8 protein-coding genes are annotated in these 20,200 nt (G+C 69.2%); all 8 read right to left on the reverse strand.

Translation table 11 applies throughout. The features are described 5' to 3' along the window. Positions 1-13: 13 nt before the first annotated feature. The 8 genes from E1161_RS12600 to eccB all read right to left on the reverse strand — a co-directional run bounded on the left by E1161_RS12600 (position 14) and on the right by eccB (position 19,986). A complete protein-coding gene (locus E1161_RS12600) occupies positions 14-13,012 on the reverse strand; it encodes a WXG100-like domain-containing protein (protein WP_132622904.1) in 12,999 nt (4,332 codons plus the stop codon). Positions 13,013-13,092: 80 nt separating this feature from the next. After that, positions 13,093-13,425, reverse strand: a complete 333-nt coding sequence (locus E1161_RS12605; RefSeq protein WP_132622906.1) for a hypothetical protein — start codon at positions 13,423-13,425, stop codon at positions 13,093-13,095. Next, positions 13,415-13,852 (reverse strand): YbaB/EbfC family nucleoid-associated protein, encoded by a 438-nt coding sequence (locus E1161_RS12610; RefSeq protein ID WP_132622908.1) that lies wholly within the window; start codon positions 13,850-13,852, stop codon positions 13,415-13,417. Before E1161_RS12610 ends, E1161_RS12605 begins: the two co-directional genes overlap by 11 nt. A 241-nt stretch (positions 13,853-14,093) precedes the next feature. Then, entirely contained in the window at positions 14,094-17,009 is a 2,916-nt protein-coding gene (locus E1161_RS28355; RefSeq protein ID WP_132622910.1) for a proline-rich domain-containing protein, read from the reverse strand. Between the two features lie 81 nt (positions 17,010-17,090). Further along, positions 17,091-17,474 (reverse strand): hypothetical protein, encoded by a 384-nt coding sequence (locus E1161_RS12620; protein WP_132622912.1) that lies wholly within the window; start codon positions 17,472-17,474, stop codon positions 17,091-17,093. 167 nt (positions 17,475-17,641) lie between these two features. Beyond that, the gene (locus E1161_RS12625; protein ID WP_132622914.1) at positions 17,642-17,929 is read right to left on the reverse strand and encodes a WXG100 family type VII secretion target; all 288 of its coding nucleotides are present in this window, start codon (positions 17,927-17,929) and stop codon (positions 17,642-17,644) included. A 252-nt stretch (positions 17,930-18,181) separates the two neighbouring features. Further along, on the reverse strand, positions 18,182-18,493 hold the full coding sequence (locus E1161_RS12630; protein WP_132622916.1) for a hypothetical protein: 312 nt from the start codon (positions 18,491-18,493) through the stop codon (positions 18,182-18,184). 68 nt (positions 18,494-18,561) lie between these two features. Beyond that, positions 18,562-19,986 carry a type VII secretion protein EccB gene (eccB, locus tag E1161_RS12635; RefSeq protein WP_132622918.1) on the reverse strand — a complete coding sequence of 475 codons (1,425 nt, stop codon included), beginning with the start codon at positions 19,984-19,986 and terminating at the stop codon, positions 18,562-18,564. Between the last annotated feature and the right edge of the window lie 214 nt (positions 19,987-20,200).

Here is a 20,200-nt window from a genome sequence, read left to right on the forward strand (position 1 = left end):
TGAGCCCGGTCGGTCACCGACCCCGGTAGTAGGACGACGAGGACGGGTAGCCGTCGTACTCGTCTTCGTAGGACGGTGAGCGCCGCCGCCTCGGCGAACGTCCCAGTCCGAGATCGGTGTCTCGGGTGAAGCCACTGGTGGGATCGGCGTGCGGGTCATAACCCCGGTACCCCGGGACGTAACCTCGGTTCTCGACGTTGGTCAACCGAGGCGTCGTGCCCGGCAGGATCGTCCGCCGCCCGTCCGGACCCTGGTGGAAATGACCGCGCACCGTCATCGCCGAGTGGATGTTGCGCCGGTCGACGTGCCGGACCGAATCCCACTCGGTCTGGTACTGCATGCGGTCCAGCAGATCCTGCGGCAAGTTCTGCGAAGCCATGTGAATCATGTTGCCCGAGGACTCGATCTGGTAGATCTGCCCCGACATCGGCACGTACCAGCGACCGCTGTGCCGGACCGGCTCACCGCCGTCGGGAACCACGAACTGGTGCGCCGCAGTCGCGCTCGGCGTCACCGACACGTAGCCGGAGTTGCGCGCCGCGTCACCACCGTGCACGTGGCTGACGAGGTTGTAATCCCGGCCCCACGACGTCATGCCGTCGCGGAAGATCTCCTCCGGCGGACGCGTATCACCCCGGTACATCCACGACGGACGCGACGGACTCGCGCGCAACTGCGGATTGTCCAACCTCACCTGGCCCGCCGACAGCGAAGACGAACTGCTCACCTGAGCCACGGACGACGGAACCGCCGTGTACGTCGAGTACGACGGACGACTCGACGACGAGTGATGCGAACGCGACGAGTGGTGGGAGTGGTGAGACCGCGAGGACTCGTGCGAACGACGCGACGAATGCCCGCCATCCGACGGCGGCAGACCGGGCGAGATGTCGGCCGATCCTGTGTTCGGAGCGGATTCCTGGCGGGGCCGGATCTCGGCGTTGCCCAGCAGCCGGGAGACGTCCTGGATCGCGCGCACGTCGGTGTTCCCGGTCTCCAGCACGACCCTGCGGTCCTGGTCGAATCCTGGGTGCAGCCGCACGTAGTTGGTGAAGTCGCGCGGGGTGCGGTCCTCGCCGTCCCAGAGGGTCACGCGGTCGCCGTCCTCGCTGGGGGTCACGCGGATGACCTGCTCGTCCGGGTTCGGGTTGGCATCACGGCCTTGCTGGACCAGCGCCGACACGTCCTCGTTCGGGCTCGGGTAGTGCAGCCCGTCGCGGGTGGGCACCGCCAAGGTCTGGAAGTCGTCGGTGGCGCCGCTGCGCTGCCAGGGTTCGGTGGCCGCGAACAGCTCGACGATCTGCTGTTCCGCCGACTCGCTCAGCGGCAGCACGTCCAGCAGGTCCAGCAGGTCGCTGAGCTGGGCTTCCTCCGAGCGGTCACCGGTTTCGTCGCCGAGCAGCCTCGGGTTGGACAGCAGCGCCTCGATGCGGTCGTGGGTGGCCGGGTCCTGCGCTGCGGCGACCATCGCCGAGGCGAGTTCCACGCGAGCCTGCCACTCCCCCTTGTGGGTGCTGCTGGGGAACATCCGGAATTCCCAGCGGTCGTTGGGGCCGCCTTGGACGTGTTCGAAGTTGAGTCCTTCGTTGCGGCTGGAGTTCAGGGTGCGAACGTCCTCCGGGGTCTGCAGGGCCTCGGCGCGGGGAGGAACGGGCAACGCACCGACGGCGCGGAGTTCGCGCTGGCGTCCGCCCATCGTGGAGTTCGCCATCCGGTACAGCGACTGCTCGCGTGCCTTGGCCAGTCCGGCGAGCGCCATGCTGGCTCGAGGTGTGAAGTTCGCGCCGTCGAAGCTGACGTTGACGTGCCCGCCGCCCTCGTCGACCGAGCCCCCGTACTTCTCCACGACGGAGCGGATGATGTCGGCTGCGGTTTCGAAGCGCTGCCAGGAGCGCGAGTCGCCGCCGAGCTTCTCGGACACCGCCTCGATGCCGTTGTCGAGGGTGTCCTCGTCCACCAGTCGCCAGCGGTCGGGCGCCTTCTTGACCAGGCCGGACCCCAGTTCCTGACCGTCGCGCCAGTCACCGAGGCCGGCGTCGCGGAAGGCGGTGCCGAGTTCCTGCACGGCCACGTCGAAGTGCTCTTCGGGGACGGTGAACTCGATTTCAGTGCCGAACCGCGCGTCGGGCCGGCTGCTGGCACCGCCGGGAACGCCGTCGGCGTGGTACTGGACGGGGTTGACGCCCGAGGACACCGCGGATCGCGCGGCCCGGTAGGTGTCGAGCATCGTGGCGAAGTGCTGGTCGCGCGGCACGGACGAGGCCGGTGCGGCATCGTGGGAACGGTTCGTCCTGTTACCGATCGGTCCGGCCTGGGAGGGCGGGAGCCCCGGCCGCCGGTCGTAGTAGTAGTACGAGCTGCTGCTCGACGGCGCGTAATAGGTCGACGAGGAGGAGCTGGTCGTCGGGTAGTAGCTGGAGGTCGTCGGGTACGTCGAGGAGGACGGGACCGTTCGGCTCGACTCGTGCGAGGAACGACTGGGCAGGGGCGGTTCGGCGAGTCCGAGATCGGTGTGGCGCGTGAAGCCGCTGCGGGAGTCGGCGTGCGGGTCGTAGCCCCGGTAGCCCTCCTCGTAGTAGCGGTTCTCCACGTTGGTGAGCTGCGGCGTCGTGCCGGGCAGGATCGTGCGGCGGCCGTCGGGCCCCTGGTGGAAATAGCCGCGCACCGTCATCGCCGAGTGGATGTTGCGCCGGTCGACGTGCCGGACGGAATCCCACTCGGTCTGGTACTGCATGCGGTCCAGCAGATCCTGCGGCAAGTTCTGCGAGGCCATGTGAATCATGTTGCCCGAGGACTCGATCTGGTAGATCTGCCCCGACATCGGCACGTACCAGCGACCGCTGTGCCGGATGGGTTCGCCGCCGTCGGGTACGACGAACTGGTGCGCGGCAACGGAACTCGGGGTGACGGACACGTAGCCGGAGTTGCGCGCCGCGTCACCACCGTGCACGTGGCTGACGAGGTTGTAATCCCGGCCCCACGAGGTCATGCCGTTGCGGAAGATCTCCTCCGGCGGGCGCGTGTCGCCCCGGTACATCCAGCGCGGGCGCGGTGGGTTCGCGCGCAGCTGCGGGTTGTCGAGCCGCACGGGTCCGGCCGGTTGTGCCGGTGCGGCCGTGTAGGTCGAGTACGGCGGTGTGTGGTGGCTCGACGAGGAGTGGTGCGACCTCGACGAGTGGTGGGACCGCGAAGAGCGGTGCGAGCGCGAGGACTCGTACGAGCTGCGGTAGCGGTCGTCGGGCGAGACGCCGGGGGAGACGTCGGCCGGGTTCGTTTCGCGCTGGGAGGACGTCGTGGTGCCCGACGAGGACGGAACCACACCATCGGTCACCAGCGAACCAGGCAGATGCGGCGAAGCCACGTCCATGATCTGCTGCATGTGCCGTTCCAGTACCCGGTAACCGACACCATCGCGGCGGGTGTCCATCAAATCACCCGGCACCGGACTGTCCGAAGTGTTCAGCAGCTGACGCGGGTGCGGGTAGGCGTCCCGCACACCGAAGAAGTGCATCACCTCGTGCGTGAGTTCCGACGGACTCGCACCCACAGCCCAACGATGCTGATCCATCGGATTCTCCACGTCATCCGGCCGACCCGGGACGACGTCGACGACGCCGTCCGCATCGGCAGGGTCGTCGACGAAGATCACGTTGGCGTGGGCCTCGACGTCCGGGCCGGGCAGCAGGTGGGCCTGCTGGTTGACCAGTTGCTCGATGCCCGCGGCGGTGTTGGCGCGCACCAGCGCCAGATCAACCGGGTTGACGCCGTCAGCGGGACGCAGGTGCAGCTTCGTCTCCAGGTTCCAGCGACCCGGTTCCGGGATGAGGCTGAAGCGGACCTCCTGCCGGATGCCGCTTCCCGGACCGCGCTGGACGCTCGGCTGCCCATCGGTGTGGCTGAAGACGAAGGCGTTGTCCAGCGGTTTCCACCGCTCGGCTGCCACCTCGAACTTCGGCAACGGCTCGTCGACGTCCGCGGGTTGATCGACCACCGGCTGCTGGACCGGCGCGGGTTGCGGTGCTGCGTCCGGCAGCCGGTCGCGGATGGACTCGGCGATCTGGGCGCTGGAGGCGTCGGCGAAGAACTCCGCGGCGCGCTGCGACCCGAAGTCGTCGATGCCGGAGGCGTAGGCCACCGCGGCGAGGATCTCGCGGCCGGTGCTCTGCTTCGTCACGCCCAGGCCGCGGACATCGATCTCGACGCTGCGCCCGGTCTCCTGGGTGTCGGTGGTGGATCGCGTGCTCCCGGTGCGTTCCAGCTTCGCGGGGACGTAGTGCGCGTCGGCCTTCGCCTTCCCGCTGCCCGGCTTGGAGTGCGCGATGCCATCGTGGTCGGTGAGCTGGTAGGTGCCGTGCAGGTCCTGGGTGATCTGGTTCGACAGCGCGCCGCCGACGATGTCGCCGCCGGTGCCGTGGTGCTGCTTGGCGTTGCTGCCCGGGACGGTCGGGAATCCGCCCATGTGGTTGGGCTGGCCGGTGTAGGGGTTGGTCAGGGGCCGGACGCCCAGCACCATCGTGTTGTCGTCCAGCCAGGGCAGCGCGAAGTAATCCTGCTTGCGCCACTGCCCGTCCTGACCTCGTTCGAGCAGGTTGCCGGACCGGTCGAAGCGTCGGCCGTCGGTGTCGGTCCTGCTCTCGTCCGGGCGTAGTCCGGTGTTAGGAGCGGTGTTCGGCGGGACTCCGGGAGCGATGTCGGGGTTCTCGCGACGCAGGTCTTGGAGCTCGAACTCGTTCTCGGCGATCTTGCTGCCGAGCTGGACGAGCCGCTGCACGTCCGGCTCGGTGACCTCGTTGGCCGCGCGACGGATGATCTCGACTTGGCGCGAATCGGGTCGCGGCCCGCCGTCGAGGTGCGGTTCGACCATGGCCCGCGCGGCGTCGGCGAGCTGGTTGATCCTGCTGGTCACCCGGTCGTACTGCGAGGTCAGCTCGGCGATCTGGTCTTCGAGGGTCTGGATCTCCTGCTGCGCCTGCTCGGGCGTCCGAGCGGTGCCTCCTTGCACGGTCGTGTCCTGGGCGGTGGGGACCGGTGCGGTCCCCACCGTCGCGGGGGCGTTCCGGGGCGGGTTGTCGAACGGGGTGTGCTCGCCCTCGCGGACGTCGAACTCCACCGGTGTGCCGGTGAACCCGTGGGGACCCTCCATCCGGTGCTCGGACCAGGACGGCGCGAAGTGCGGCTTGGAGCGGATCACCACGTCGTAGTGCGGGATCGCGGTGTAGCGGCGCCAGTCCTGCTGATGGGTGCGGGAGGTGTGGCTCTGCTCCAGCGCGGCGGCCGCCGTCTCGGAGCCCGCCACGCCTCGCGAGGCGGAGTTCTCGGCGTTGCTCCAGTTGGTGCCGTGGATGGCCATCAGGCCCAGCCCCGCGTCAGCGCTGCGGGCGTTGGCGTCGCTGGAGGACTGGCCGGTTTCCTGACCGTGCTTCTCCTCGTGCTGCGCCTCGGTCCAGGAGTGCATGAATCGCGGATCGGTCAGCCGGGGCTTGACCTGCACCTCGTAGTCCACCGAGAGGAACCGGTCGTGCACCTTGAACGAGGTCGTGTAGCCGTCGCTGAGCAGCAGGCGGTCGTTGCCGATGTTCGGCACGATCATGTCCGGCGAGAACAGCGTGTCGATCTTGCCCCGGTTCGGCGTTCCCTCGCCGAACCAGCGGTTCACCAGGTCCTTGTGCCCGCGAGCGTCGACGATGGCGTCCACCACCTGCGCGGTGAGCTGCGGGTCCCTGGTGCTCTTGGCCAGCTGGAAGGACGGGGTCTGCTTGGCGGCGGCGGTGATGTCGCGACCGGTCGAGGTTGGCGTGTGGTCGGTGGGCTGGTCGAGCAGGAACTCGGGCAGGCTCAGGTCGACCTCGCCCTGAGCCTGGGACAACTCAGGGGGCAGCGTCACTTCGCGCAGTTCGGGGTGGCGGTAGGCGCTGGACCCGAGCGAGCCTTCGGTGAAGGTCGACAGCAACAGCGGCGGGACGCGGAACTTGTGCACCGTGAAGTTGATCCTCACGGGTGCCCGCACGCTGACGTGGTCGTCGGTGTCCGAGCGGTCCTGGCGGAACGTGTCGACCTCGTTGGCCTGCTCCGTTCCACCCTGGTTCGACCAGCCCACGACCGGCATGGGGGCGATGGCCCCGCCGTCGGCGGTCGTCGGGACGATGGGCCACGCGGTCAGCGCCAGCGAGGTGGCGACGTCGCGCGATGAGTCCTGGCCCTGTCCGCGCACGCCTTGGGTTTCGGCGTAGCCGCCCGTGGTGACGTCGCCGCGGTCGATGACCTCCGCTCCCGGCAGCTGCTCGGCGGTCGCGGTGAACGTGTAGTAGTCCGAGCCGAACCACCTGGATCGGAACATGGTGCGCTGCCAGCCGCCGTTGAGCATCTCGCGGACGTCGGCGGGGTTGTCGAGCGCGCGCAGCGCGTTGGTGGCGTCGAAGAGCGGCGCCGGGCGGCCGGATTGCGGTGTCCAGCCGGGGAACAGCTCGGGCGCGGCGTGCCAGAGCGCGCGGATCGCGTCGTCCGACAAGCGGTCCTGCTGCTGCGTCTGAGCGTCCTGCGACTGATCCAGCTGGGTCGGGCTCGCCGGATCCGGCGCACCCCGGGTGAATGCGGAGACGACGACGGAGCGGTCCAAGCCCTTGCCGAGGTCGCGCAGCAGCGGCAGGTCCTCGGTGAGCCGACCGTCCGGGTGCGTGGTCACCGGGTTCTGCGGTTTGACGTAGAGCAGGCCGTCGGGCACGACGATCTCGACGTGGTCGCTCTGCGCCCCGGTCGGGTAGGGGCTGATCGCGTCCCAGCGGTGGTTCGGCTGCCCGAACAGCTGCTGCCAGGCGTCGGCGCGCACCGAGAGCACCAGGTCGCCGGTGTAGAGCTGCATCGGCGTCTTCACCTGGGAGGCGGACTTGGTGGAGCCGCCGAGCGAATCATCGGTTCCACGACCGGTCGACATGGACGCGCCCGCGCCGGCGTCGGCCATGCTGCCCCAGAAGTTGAGCCCGACCTCGCCCTCGGTGCCGCTGCTGGTGCCGTGGGAGACCGACACGCCCGTCTTGTTGGTGGTCTCCCACGTCGAGTTGCCGGGCACCGGGCCGAGCGGCCGCTCGTTGTGCACCCGCATCTCGAACGCGCCGCGCTGCACGCGGTCGAAGAGCACGCCGCCGTGCGCGCCGTCATCGCGAACCTGCGGCGCGTGGAACATGCCCGCGAGCCTCGTCTGCCACCACTGCGGGTCGACGTCGACGAGGTACTTCGGGTTGCTGTGCTTGGGATCGGTGCTGCCGCCGTGCGCGATCCAGCGGCGGAACCGCTCGAACACGCCTTCCTTGGCGCTGCGGACGGCGTCGCGCTGCATCTCGTGGAACGCGTCGTTGGCCTTGCGGTAGAGGTCGACCACCGAGACGACGGCGGTGTTGTTCATGTCGACGCGGTTGCCGTCGTTGAGGTCGCGCGTGGCGGCAGGCGCCGGGTCGCCCGGGTTCCAGCCCTCATCGGCGTCGAGCATGAAGCTGGCCACCCGGTAGTCCGCGTGCCCCGGGACCTGCTTCCTGGTCGGCGTCGTCCCGCGGCTGAACGGGTTTCGCGCGGACGTGTCGGTGGCCTCGAGCTTCCAGGTGATGTCGCGGGTGACCCGGTCGGCCTTGCCCTCGTACTTGATGCGCTGCTCGGATTCGAGGCTGTCGCCGTGTCCGCTGGACTTGCCGCGGGTCCAGCTGCCGCCGAGTCCGGCGATGCCACCGACGTAGCTGTTGGATCCGTACCCGGAGGGCCGGATCGTGGTGCGAACCATGCCCGCCAGCAGCGCGCCGACGCCGAAGCTGGTCTTGAACCCGGTCTTCCAGCCGCTGCCGTGCTTGCGGGTCGCGCTGAACTTGACGTCGTTGTCGAGCGTGCGCCGTCCCGTCACGTCGCCGAGGTCGGCGGTGAGCTCGAAGTGGAACTTCCGCCCGCCGGCCGTGACGTCGACGGTCACCGGCTTGCCGTCTCCGGTGAGGTCGTCGAACTTGGTCATCACCTTGTAGGGGCCGAAGCCGCTCAGGTCGCGGTTGACCTGGTTCCAGTCGACCGTGCTGGTGTCCACGCCCCGCGAGGTGAGCTGCTGCTGGATGTGCTGGCGGGCCTGGTCGCGCAGCTGACCGGTTCCGCCCACCCGGACCACGTTCTTGAACATGCCCTCGCCGTCGATGACGGTGCGGATGCGTTCGCTCTGCTCGGGCACGGTGGTCGCCTGCGCGGTGGGGCTCGTGCCGTCGGGGTTGAGGGCGTCGTTGAGCAGTCGCTCGAACTCGGGCACGTCCTCGTTGCGCACCCACACGTAGGTGGCGCCGTCGGTGGGCTGCACCGCAACCGGGTCGGATCCGGCCTTGCCACCCGGCCGCGAGGTGATCTCCGCGGCCAGCGACAGATCGATCCGGTAACGCTGGGCACCGTCGCTCTCCAGCGACTTGTCCTTGTTGGTGCCCGCTTCCCGGCCGGTCTGGGACTCCTTGCGGTTGGAGGTCAGCGAGAGGACTCCGATGGGGCCGATCTGCAGCGGGCTGCCGTGGCCGTCGATCTTCGCCTCACCCGAGGTGAACAGGCCCCGGAGTCGTATGCCGCCGACGGCGCGCGACCCGATGCCGTTGGAGACGCTGGTGTCCTTGGTGTTGCGCAGGATTTCGCCGGTGCGAATCGGCTGCGGGTCGCCGATCTTCTCGAAACCGCGCACCTGCGGTTCGACCCTCACCTCGACCTCGGGGTGCTTCGACCAGTTCTTGCCCGGCATCCGCAGCCACTTGGGGTAGGTGGTCCGCTGGCTGATGTCGATGCCGTTGACCAGGCCTTCGGAGGTCTGCTCCACGAACTGCGCGGTGTCGACCTTGGTGGCCACGCCGTCGCTGAGGGTGGTGTCCTTGCGCACCCAGTCGGGCAGCGTGGACATGACGTTGCGGTGGAGGTCGCCGATGCCCGCGTAGCTGTCGAGGTTGGCGATCAGCTGCTGCACGTCGGCGGGCACCGGCACCGGGCCGCGCGGATCCGGGGCGTTCTGAGCGGTGTTGTTCTGGTCCTGCTGGTCGTTCCGGGTGCCCGGCACGGCGGGGGCGGTGGTCGTCCGGTTCGTGTCGGCGGGGACGGGTGCCTGCCCGGGCTTCTCGAGGACCGTCTCCGGGTAGGCCAAGCGGACCGTGGGGTCGAACCGGGAGCTGCCGCGGTTGCCGTCGGATTCCCACTGGACCTGGAAGTTGACGTCGAACGCCTTGTGGTGTTCGCCGAGCTTCGCGGTGCGTTCCCTGGTGTTGCCGGTCTTGTCCGAGACGGTGTTGCTGCGGCTCTCGCCCCAGCCGAGGAACGGCAGCACGCGCAGGTTCAGCGAGGTCGCCGCCACCTCGATCGCCGAGTCCACCCAGCCGACGACCGCGTTCTGCCGCAACTTGCGGGAAATCCCGTGGCTGGTGATGGACCGGCTGGCACCTTCGTGCTTGCTGCTCTGCGACGGGGTGTTGTGCACGGCGGTCTCGGAGGTGGCGACCGGCACGACGATGTCGGGGTCCATCCGCACGAACACGTCCTGCACGCCGTCGCGAGTGGGCACCTGGAAGCTGCGTCCGCTGGAGAGGATCTGCAGCAGGCCGAGCTCGCCTCGGGTGTCGACCAGCTGCTGGAACTGCTGCTGCAGCCGCGCCCGCACCGGCGGGGCGACGTCGATCTTGGCGGCGACGTTGGCCGCCAGCGGCGCGTTCTGGTTCGGGGACCACACGCCGTCGCTGGGCAGCAACCGGGAGTGGGTGGAGATGACGCCGTCGCGGGTGAGCTCCGCGGGACGCGGCGTCCCGTCGACGTGCGCGGCCATGTCGGCGGCGAAGGAATCCGCGGCTCGCGCGGTGTCTGGCAACACCGGCGCCGGGGTGACCTGCGACGGGTCGGTCAGCGCCAGGTCCAGCTGCGAGTCCTGGTCCAACGCCGCGAAGGGGTCGTCGTTCGCGGTCGTGTCGGCGCTCTGCTGTGTCTGGTCCTGACCCGCAGCGTTCTGGTCGTCGTTCGTGTCGTGGTCCAGAGTGGACAGCTGCTCCCGACCGGTGTCCTGGCTCCGGGACTGCTGGTTCGCAGTGCTCTCCGACGTCTCCTGGTTTTCCGACGTCTCCTGGTCCTCCGAAGTCTCCTGGTCCTCCGACGTCTCCTGGTCCTCCGACGTCTCCTGGTCCTCCGACGTCTCCTGGTCCTCCGACGTCTCCTGGTCCTGCGACGTCTCCTGGTCCTGCGAGGTCCGCTGGTCCTGCGCCGGGTCCTGGTTCTCGGCTGTCCCCTGGTCCTGCGAGTTCTCGACCACGTTGCCGCTGGAGTCGACGGTGACCGTGGCATCCGAGGATTCGGTGGCGGGCGAGCCGGGCATCTCCGGCACCGCGGTCTGGGAGGTGGCGGCCACGTCGGTGACCGACGGCGACGACGTGCCGCCCTGAGCGGTGCCGGTCGTGACACCGCGCGTGGTCGACGAGTTCGCGCCCGACTGCGACTGGCTCTGCGATGACGTCGAACTCGGCTGAGCGGTCGAGTTCGACGCGGTGCCGGTCGACGTCTGCGTCTGCCCGGTCTGCCCCGTGCCGGACATCCCGCCGATGGGTTGCTGGCCGATCACAGCACCGTTGCCGGTCTGCTGGTTCCGCTGAACTTGGCCGTTCGCGTCCGGGACCTGTCCGTTCAGCGGAGGCTGGCCGTTCGACTGAGCCAGACCGTCCAGCTGCGTTCGACCGCCGGTCTGCGTCCGGGTCTGCGAGTCGGTCGAGCTCTCGGGCGTGGTCGAGGCATTGCTGTCACCGGACTGGCCGGTCCCGCTCACCCGGGGCTGGGCCAGGTCGGTCTGCGGTTGCGTCGAGTTCGGCTCGACCTGGCCGGTCTGGTCGATCTGCGCGGTGGAGTCCGCGGCGGTGCCGACCGGTGTCATCGTCGACTGGGTCCCGCTGTCGCTCTGCGCGACCTCCTGCGGGCTCTCCGGTGTGGTGATAGGGGTTGAATCGGAGTCCTGTGAGGACTGCTGCGGTGCCGTCGGGTCCGAACCGCTCTGCTGCGGCGCCTTGTTCTGCGGGTCGGGCTGCGCCGGGTTGGTGCCCGACGAGCTCGGCTGCGAGGTCGCTCCGGTGCCCTGCGCGACGGGGTCGGGCGTGTGCGGGTCGGTCTGGCCGGACTGCTGAGCACCGGAGTTCACCGGTGCTTGGGCGCTGTTGGAACCTCCGACTTGGGCGGCCGGCGTGGAGCCCCCGTCGTTGACCTGACCGGCAGAGCCCTGCGCATCACCCTGGCTGGAAGATGTCATGTCCGATGTGGACGCCGGAAGACCGCTGGTGGTATCGGTGTTCGGCTGCTGACCGGCGGGCGGGAGCCCTGGTGAGGTGTCCGCGTCGGACGACGAGCTCGACGGCGGAAGGCCGGGCGAGCTCTTGGAGTCCGACGAGGAGCTCGACGGAGGAAGTTCCGAGGAGGTTCCCGGTCTGGAGTTCGACTGCGAGGTCCCCGGGTTCCCGAGCGAGCCGTCGGCACCACCGGCGCCGACGCTGACGGTCTCCGCCGACTCCGGCGAACCGCTGGTGTCCGATCCCGGCTGCGGCGGGACCTGGGTCTGCGACTCGGTGATCGACGACTGGCCGTTCGAACCCGGGCCGGACTGGGTGCCCTGCCCGTCCGACTGGCCCGACCCCTGCGTTTGGGAATGCCCGAGCGGGGACGGGTTCGTTCCACCGCCGTCCGACCCGCGGCTGCCCCCGCCCTGGTTCCCCTGTCCCTCGGAGCCATCGGACCCGCCACCTGCGACGCCCCCTACCTCGGCGAGACCGCCGGAGGAGGTGCTCTGGGAGTCGCCGTCGATGTCGGAGGTGTCCAGGTCACCGTCGCCGCCCAGCAGCGGCGAGGTGTCGGAGTCGGGGCCGTCGCCCTCGCGCTGCGCGGCGAGGAACGGGTTCTCGCCGCTGCCCGGGGTGAGGTTGCCGTAGAACCCGGCGCCGATGACGCTGCCCAGGTTCTCCGAGAGACCGGCGGACATGCCCGCGGTGAACGAGTACGGGTTGGCCTGGAAGCCCTTGCCCGTCATCGCGCTGTAGAGGCCTTCGGTGAAGAACTCGTGCAGGCCTTCCTCGACCGCGTCGGCCAGGCCGCGGCCGAACTTCTCGGCCCACATGCCCCTGAGGCTCATGCCCGCGTAGTTGCCGGGGGTGGCGGCACCGAGGTCGCGGGCGATGTGGGTGTTCATGTGGTCGGAGACCTGGGTGGCGAACTTGGCCAGCGATGGCGCCTTCGGGAAGTCGTCAGCGAAGTTCTTGGCCGCGGCCTCCGCAGCGGCCTTGAGGATGTCGTCGTCGATCTTGTCGCCGACTCCCTTGACCAGGCCCTTGGCCAGCATGTTGCCCATCGCGCCGCCGAGCGCGGCGAAGGGCAGGGACAGCGCACCGCCGAGCGCACCGACGGCTGCGGCCTGCTTGGTGGAGTCCTCGTCCCAGTCGTCGCGGGTGCCCTTGGCCATCTGGATGCCCTGGGCGGCGGCGTCGATGGCGACCTGGAAGGCGATGCCGAAGACCTGCGCCTGGATGACGCGCATCAGCAGCCTGCCCCAGATGTTCTTCAGCAGGAAGCGGACGATGGCGTAGCGTCCGGCGAGCCAAGCCATGCTGGCGCCGAAGGTGGGGCCGGCCATCGCGATGGCCCAGGCGATCTCGGCGAGCAGTTCGATCAGCGACAGCAGGCTGACGAGCTTGACGTACTCGGTCTGCACCGAGAGCTGCTTGAGAAAACCTGCGATCTGCTCGTACCCGCTGGCTGCGGTTTCGATGTAGCCGTTGCTCTCGACGTACGGCGCCATCCGGTCGGCGAAGCGCATCGCCGCCTTGCCGTAGAACTCCGATCGGATGAGCTTGATGGCTTGGGCGAGTTCTGGCGTGAGTTCGCTTCGCAGCCGTGCGGAGGTATTGCGCCACGAATCCGACAGCTTCCGCAGTTGATCTTCATTGATCTGCGGCCACTTCTCACCGGTCAGGACCATGAAGAGGTTTCCGACCTCTTCCGGAACCATGATCGCCATAGTCAGCCCCCACGCTCTCGTTCGTGCGCGAACGACCTCGGCGTGACTCGTCGATCACACCGGGCCTGTGCTCACGCCTTCCTGCCGCCCCTGCTCACCTCGCTGTTCGCGGTCTCGTTCATGTCGTCGAAGGTCTTGCCGACGTCGACGACCTTCTCGCCGTCGGTGCCGATGGTGATGCCGAGCATGCGGAGGAACTCCAGCCCGTCCTTCTCACCGGGCTCGTACTTCGTCCGCAGCGTCTTGGCGATGTCGTCGTCGCCCTCGATGGCGAAGGCGTTGCAGTCGTGGGCGAGGTCGGCGTAGATGGAGTTCGCGGTCTCGGCGATGCGGGTCAGGTCGACGCCACCTCGCTTGAGCGCCTCGATGTCCGCTGCGACGAGGTCGTTGTCCTCACTTGCCACGATCGGTCCTCTCCCCCTCGTCGGCGGCGCCGGACATGCTGTCCGCCTCTCGCACCGCCTCGTCGAACATCTTGTCCAGGTCGAACTCGCCGTTGACCATCTCGGTCAGCGCCGCACCGAAACCCGCGGGTGCCATCGCGCTGTAGGTGGCGATGGACTTCTGGCTCGCCTCGTCCTGGGCCTGTCGGACCAGCTCGACGATCCTGTTGGCCAGTTCGGCGGGCGCCATCGTGCGGTAGCGGGTACCGGAGAACCTCAGACCGGTGAGCCGTTGCCGGTGGTCCACCGTCGCGGATATCGAACGGTCCTTGCTGGAGACCGTCGTGGTCTCCTCCTCGGCCCGCTCCTGCGCCTCGCGGATGCGCTCCTGCTGCTCCCGGAGATCGGCCAGCGCGTTTTCCATCTGGTTGAACAGGGGAGATGACATCGCTGGTCACTCCCTCCTTCCCAGTACCTGCTCGACGAAGAGTTCTCAGAATGCGGTGGTGGCCGGTGATTGAGGCGTCTGGGACTCAACGGCACGGCCGCGGGTTCCCAGACGTCTCCTGGGAGCACAGCCGCGGCGCCGTGCACCGGACATGCACGAGTCCGCGGATCGCCGGAGCCAGGAGGCGTTTGAGGTTCCGCTACCCCGCACCGCCACGGAAGTCCACTTCTCCATCCGCACCTCAGCCCTGCCCGGACGCCGTTGCCTGGGTGGTCTGCTCCTGCTCCGCGGGCGTCTGCTGCGGCTGCGGCTGGCGCGGCGGGCGGACGGGACCGGCGGCGACCTGCTCGTCGACGTCGAAGTCCGCTTCGTCGGGCAGCCCGATGACGCCCATGCCCGCCTCGGCGTTGGTGCCCCAGACGTCTTCGTCCTCGGACAGCCAGGTCTGGCGCTCACGTTCGTTCTTGTCGCCCTGCTGGCCGCCCATCCCGCCCATCATCGGCGGCATGAACGGCATTCCGCCCGTTCCCTGCTGGGTGGAGGGACCGTTGAGCTGACTCATGCCCGGCGGCAGCGCGGAGGACTGCGAGCCGCCGAGCCCGGAGCCCGCACCGGAACCCATGCCGAAGCCGGTGGTGCCGCCACCCGCTCCGCCGCGTTGCTGTTCGGAGCCGCTGCCCGAGCCGCCGAGACCGTCGGCCGAACCGTCCGGCGAGCCGAAGCCGCCGGAGACGCTGTCGAAGCCGTAGCCCTCGACCGGGTCGGACACGCCGTCGAAACCGCCGGAGCCGAGACCGCCTGCGCCGTCGCCGAATCCACCTGCTCCGCCGTTGGCGACGTCGCCGAGGCCCGCGCCCGCGCCGGACCCGAGTCCGCTGGGATCGAAACCGCCCAGGCCGCCGTTGGCGGGGTCCCCCAGGTCGGCGCCGGCGTCCGACCCGAGGCCACCTGGATCGAAACCGCTTTGGCCGCCGGGCAGATCACCGAACCCACCGGCACCACCATTGGCCGGATCACCCAGACCCTGACCCGCGCCCGAACCGGGATTCGCGCCACCAGGCAGACCCGCGTCACCGAAACCACCGGCTCCACCGTTGGCCGGATCACCCACGCCCAGACCCGAATCCGCGCCACCAGGCAAGCCCGTGTCACCGAAACCACCGGCACCACCGTTGGCGAGATCACCCAGGCCCGCGCCGGCACCGAAGCCGTCGTCGGCACCGAACCCGCCAGCACCACCATTGGCCGGATCACCCACGCCCAGACCCGCGCCCGAACCGGAATCCGCGCCACCAGGCAAACCCGCGTCACCGAAACCACCGGCACCACCGTTGGCGAGATCACCGAAGCCTTCACCGGCGCCAGGCATCGGGTTGCCGTTGGAGCCCAGGGGAACACCGGCCATCCCGCCGGAGCGGTCCTGGTCCTGCTGACCGGGGGTGTCGCCGAAGCCTCCGGCACCGCCGTTGGCGGGGTTGAACGAGCTCTCGGTCAGGCCGCTGTCGACCAGACCGGGCTGCTGTCCGTCGCCGAGGCCGCCAGCGCCTCCGTTGGCTGGGTCGTTCTGACCGAAGTCGCCGAAGCCGCCCGCACCGCCGTTCGCCGGATCGCCGTTGGGGTTGGTGCCTGGCTTGTTGCCCGCGCCGCCGCCACCGGCCAGGCCGAGGCCGCCGGGACCGACCATCGGCGCGGGCGCACCGCCGTTCGCACCGTTGTCACCGGTTCCCGGACCGGAGTCGCCGCCGAGACCGTCGCCACCACCCAGGCCACCGTTGGCGAGGTCACCACCACCGGGGCCACCGAGACCATCACCGGTGCCGATGCCGCCGATGCCGCCGTTGGCCGGATCACCGCCACCGGAACCACCGAGGCCGTCGCCACCGCCCAGGCCACCGGCACCACCGTTGGCGAGATCGCCACCACCGGGGCCACCGAGACCATCACCACCACCGGGCGGTGGCACGTTCGTGCTACCACCGGGCGGGGGCACGTTCGTGTCGCCTCCGGGCGGCGGGACGTTCGTGTCACCACCGGGCGGCGGGACGTTCGTGCTACCACCGGGCGGCGGGACGTTCGTGTCGCCACCGGGCGGCGGCGGGACGTTCGTGTCGCCTCCGGGCGGCGGCGTGGTCGACGGGGTGCGCGGGGCGCTGGTCTCCGGCTCGGTGAGCTCCTTGATCGCCGACTGCGCGTACTTCAGCTCCTCCTCGAGGGGCTTGAGCGCCGCGGCCGCCGCGGTGTCGAGCGTCTTGAGCTCGGTGAGCGCGGCGTTGGTGATCTCCGTGTTCATCTTGTCCCACGGACCGGCGGTGACCAGGTTGCCTTCCTTGAAGCTGGCCAGCGAGGTGTTGATGTACTCCTGGGCTTCGGAGGTGCTCTTGCCGTCGAGCTGGTAGTTCGGCGCGCCCTGGACCAGGCCGACGCCGTTGGTCAGGAACTCGTAGAGCTGGTTCTCGTAGTCGACCCGCTTGTTGTTGGGCAGGTAGAGCGCCCGGGCGCGGAAGTCGTAGAAGGCTTGGGCGAGTCCGTTGACCGCCGCTTCGATCTTGTCGCCGAGGTTCTTCAGCGCCACCGAGACCGCGACTCCGCGGTCGATGGTGAGCTGTTCGTGCAAGCCCTCCAGCTTGTCGGCGTTCTGGTCCATGCGCCCCTGGATGACCGAGGCGGCCTTGCCGCTGAACCCGGAGTCCTCTGAGTCCAGCGACTTGGCCCATGTCCGGAAGTCCTTGCCGGTGGCTTCCAGCCACTTCTCGTACTTGCCGACGAGGTCCTGCGCCTGGCGCAGGGTCGGCAGGTCGAGGGTGCCGCTCTTGCCCGAGGACATCTCGGCGACGATGGTCCCGGCGTCGTTGATCGCCTTGGTCCACGCGTCGGCCGCCGCGGTGTTGCGGTTGACCCGGTAGTAGACCCGGTCGAACGCGGTGTAGGTGAGGTCTTCGGTCGGCGCGACCCGGTTGGTCAGGTCTTCCTCGAGCTTGTCCCCGGTGAAGTCGGCGTCCTTGCCGCCGGCACCACCGTCCCCGCCACCGGCGACCTCGAACCACTTGACGCCTTCGGCCATGGATTTCAGGTCCGGCCCTTTTCCGGTCAACGCGTTGAGGGCCTGGAAGAACGTCCAGTCACTGCTGGGGCCTGACAGGTCCGCGTTCTCGGGCATGGGCTTTCTCCTGCTCCAGGGTTGATGCCGTCAGATGAGGTCGATCAACGGGGGTCGTGGGCTAGCTGCTGGGAACCTGGATCAAGCGGCCGGTGTCTGCGTGCCGGAGATGTCCGGGTAGTCCTGGACGAACTCGGTCGCCGAATAGCTGGCGAGGTCGTCGGTGTCCTCGAAGACGCGCTTGGCGTCGTTGAGGGCCTCGGTGAACTTGCGCCAGTCCTTGCTGGTCTTCTCGTTCATGGTCTCGGTGGACTTTCCCAGCGCGCCCAGGGATTCGTTGAGCGACGCGATGGCCGGCCACTCCGGGTTGCCCGCGTGGACCCGCTCCCCGAGATCGGCGGCGAGGCGGATTCCCGAGCTGGCGCCCAGGAATTGCTTGCGCAGCTCGTCCTCGTGGGTGTCGACGTTCTTGATCAGCTTCTCGTACTGACCGCTGTCGAACTTCGTCTTCGTCTCGTCAGCCACGAGACTCTCCTTTTCTCAGGGAGGGAAAGGGGAATCGGGTGCGGGCCGCTGCGCGTGGCGACCCGCACCCGAAATTTCGAACGATCATCGGCCTTTGGCGACGACAGTCGCTGCCTCAGGTCTGGGACTCAGCTCGCACCGCCAAGCAGAGCGCCCATCAACCCGTCTTAGGCCATGATCTGGGCGCTGCGGTTGTCACCGTCCTGGAAGGCCTGGGCGGCGTTGTTCGAGGAGGTGTAGCCGCTGCTGAGGCGGGTGTTCATCTCGGTGTAGGCCTGGTTCCACTTCTGCTGCTTCTCGGCCCACAGCGGCGCGGCCTTGCCCTGGGTGGCCTCGCCCATGTTCTTCAGGAAGCCGTTGAGCTCGTCGAGGATGGTGCCCATCTGACGAACGGCTTGCTGCAGCCCCATGTTGACCTCTTCGTAGGCCCCGTGCTGCACGCTGAACTGCGTCATCTCAATCTCCGTTCTGGGTAAGTGGGTCGATCACAGGGTGTTCGGAGCACCGTCAGGCAAGCGGCGGAGCCGCTTCCTCTTTGCCCCGCCCTTGCAGCTCGCACCGCCGCGGGTTCTGACACGTCGTCTGGCGAGGACGCCGCGACGCCGTGTATTGGCATAGATCAGGAGCGGCGCCCGGAGTCCAGACGGCGTGTCAGGTTCCGCCACCCGCACCGCCATGCAGCACGAGCTGCTCCGATGAAGAAGGAATCAGAGGCCGGCGCCGGAGGCGCTGTCCGCTGCCTGCTGGGCCGCCTGCAGCGATGCGTTGCGGACGTCCATCACGCGCTGGTTGAGCTGGTTGAGCTCGTTCTCGATGCGCGAGAAGTCGCCGGCCCACACGCCGAACTTGTCGACCAGCATGCGACCGGAGTCGGACACGTTGGCCTGGCCCAGCGAGGAAGCCTGCGCCTGGACCTGGTTGTTGAGCTGGCGCATCTGCGACAGCGACTGGTTGGTCGCTTCGATGATCTGCTGCAGCTGCGAGTCGTTGAGGCCGTACTGGGCGCCTGGTGCGGTCATCGGGTTCTCCTTGCGACTGTGCGGGTTTCGACTTTCCTTACTGCGCGCCGTCCACGAGGGACGGCATGTCAGGGTGCTGTTTGCACACCACCACCTGCGGCTCGCTCCGGTGCGAGAACCGGTCCGGTCGGCAGCAGCGAGAGCAGGTGTGCAGGGACCGCAACCGCGTCGGTCAGCCGGTGGCCGAGGGCTTCGGCCGCGCTCTGGCCGGGCACCGGGTACTTGGCGCCCGAGTCGGTGACCAGGTAGAGGCCGGCGCCTGGCACGCCGGGCGCGGGCAGGGTGCGGGCCAGCACACCCGCGCCTGGTTGGACGTCGATGCGGTCGGCGGTGAACTCGTCGCGCTCGATGCCCGGTCCACCGACGACCACGCCGCCGTCAGGCCATCCGCTGACCAATGTGGACTTGGCTCCGCGCGGTCCGGGCTCGACCTGGGCGCAGGGCGCTCCGAGGTCGGAGGAGTCGGACGTTCCGGCGGTGGGCAGCAGCGACGGCGGCTTGTCCGGCAGCTGCGACATCAGCGGCGAGGAGGGCGTCTGCCCGACCGAGGCCATCGCCGCGGGCGAGAGGACGCGCGGGCTCGGCTGCCCGCCACCGGCCGGGTCGCCCATCGCCAGCGCGGCGGTGGTGCCGTTGACCGGCATCAGTCCGCCGGTGGTGAGCATGTGGAGCGTCTGCGGGCGGCCGACGACGCTGACGGAGAAGATCTGCCCGATGCGGGTGGGCTGGCCACCGAGCGACGGGCCGGGCTGTCCCGCTCCGGGGATCCGCAGCGGTCCGAGGTCCGGTCCGGCGGGCATGGCGTTGATGAACGCGTCTCGCACCGGCAGTGCGGTGGAGGCGTCGTAGCCCAGCACCGCGGCCACCCACGGCGCGCTGAGCTTCATCCGCTTGTCCTGCCACACGAGGTACTGGTCGCCGCTGCTGGAGCGCACCAGGACCGCCTCGTCCTGCCGCGCGGGTTCCACGTCGGAGGTGTCACCGACGTGCAGGGTGACGGTGGCGTGCGGTGCCCCGGCGGCGTCGCGGGTGGTGGTCGCGCAGACCAGCCACGCCTGGGCCGCGCTGCCCGCGCCGCCTGCCGGGATCCCGTCCGGGGCGCCGACGATGCCGATCGGGGTGCCGCGCGGGACGTCGCTCAACGTCGAGCGTGACACCTCCGCGACCTCCTTCGCCCCGAGCAGCCGCGCCGACGCGTAGTTGAGCACCGGGCGCAGCGTTCCGTCAGAGGCCAGCACGTACTGGCTCCCCGTCTCCTTCTCCACGATGAGCTTGCCGGGCTTGGACCAGTCGGTCGCTCCTCCGAAGCCGAGAACACCGGCCACGGCGAATCCGGCGACGATGAGCATCGACAGCATCAGGCCGATCACGTAGCCCAGCGGGGTCCGCCGCAGCGGCGGGTCGGGCGCGTCGGGTTCGGCCTGCACCAGCGCGGAGACGACCCGCGCCGACATGAAGGAGTGCGCTTGGACCTGATCACTTCGCGAGTGCACGACGACCTCCCCGCAGCAGGGAGTGAGAGTTCCGCGCACATCCCGGACCCGCAGCCGCGATGAGCGGCTCACGAACCACATGAGACATCGCAACGGCGCAGCCGTTGCCCCACCCTCGCAGCCGGCGCCGCCGCGGGTTCTCAGACGTCTTCTGGGGAGGACGGCCGAAGCGCCGTGCATTGGTCATGCACACGCCTCGGATCCCGGAGCCAGG

The sequence above is a fragment of the Saccharopolyspora aridisoli genome (assembly GCF_004348445.1).
GTDB classification, from domain to species: Bacteria; Actinomycetota; Actinomycetes; order Mycobacteriales; family Pseudonocardiaceae; genus Saccharopolyspora; species Saccharopolyspora aridisoli.